Origin of the sequence: Mesorhizobium sp. (genome assembly GCF_004962245.1) — a bacterium.
Taxonomy (GTDB): Bacteria; Pseudomonadota; Alphaproteobacteria; order Rhizobiales; family Rhizobiaceae; genus Mesorhizobium.
Genome location: NZ_SUHQ01000099.1, coordinates 1 through 793, shown reverse-complemented (window position 1 = coordinate 793; position 793 = coordinate 1). Strand labels below are relative to the sequence as shown.

The 793-nt window shown below is 60.8% G+C and carries 1 protein-coding gene; it reads left to right on the top strand.

Annotation, left to right across the window (positions count from 1 at the left end; genetic code table 11):
• Positions 1-777, top strand: a 777-nt coding sequence (locus E5X88_RS33515) for an IS30 family transposase (RefSeq protein ID WP_292168561.1), incomplete at its 5' end; no start/stop codon positions are given.
• Positions 778-793 lie beyond the last annotated feature (16 nt).

The window sequence follows — 793 nt, the reverse complement described above, 5'->3', positions numbered from 1 at the left end:
AAGCAGTGTCGCCTGGCATGCTCTGGACGGCTACGGTGGCGGGTAGCGCAAAAGCTGGCGCTGGAATGGTCGCCGGAGCAGATAGCGGGCTGGTTGAGGCGAGAGTACCCGGGCGATCCAAGCCTGCGGATATCTCATGAAGCGATCTATCGCAGTCTATTCATCCAGTCGCGAGGGGTGCTCAAGAAGGAACTGACAGCGCACCTGCGTACCAAACGACAGATGCGCCTCGCCAAAGGCGCACAGAGCCGGACGGGGCAAGGACAAATACTCGATATGATCTCCATCCGCGACCGCCCCGCCGAGGCGGAGGATCGTGCCATCCCAGGTCATTGGGAGGGTGATCTGCTCACCGGTGCTAACGACACGAACATCGCCACCCTCGTCGAGCGACACAGCCGGTTCACGATGCTTGTGAAGTTGGCGAGAAGGGACTCGGCGACCGTCGTGAGGGCCCTCGCCGAGACGATCGGCACATTGCCCGAAGAGTTGCGGCGCTCGTTGACATGGGACCAGGGCAAGGAGATGGCTCGGCACAAGAGCTTCACCGTTGCCACCGACCTACAGGTCTACTTCTGCGATCCGCGCAGTCCCTGGCAGCGCGGCAGCAACGAAAATACCAACGGTCTGCTCAGGCAGTATTTCCCCAGAGCAACCAACTTCTCCCACGTCTCGCAGCACCAACTCAACGCCGTCGCCCTGCGGCTCAATCAGCGCCCCCGAAAAATCCTGGACTTCGAAACGCCGGCCGATAGGCTACAGAAGGTGTTGCAATGACCTATTGAACCCACCG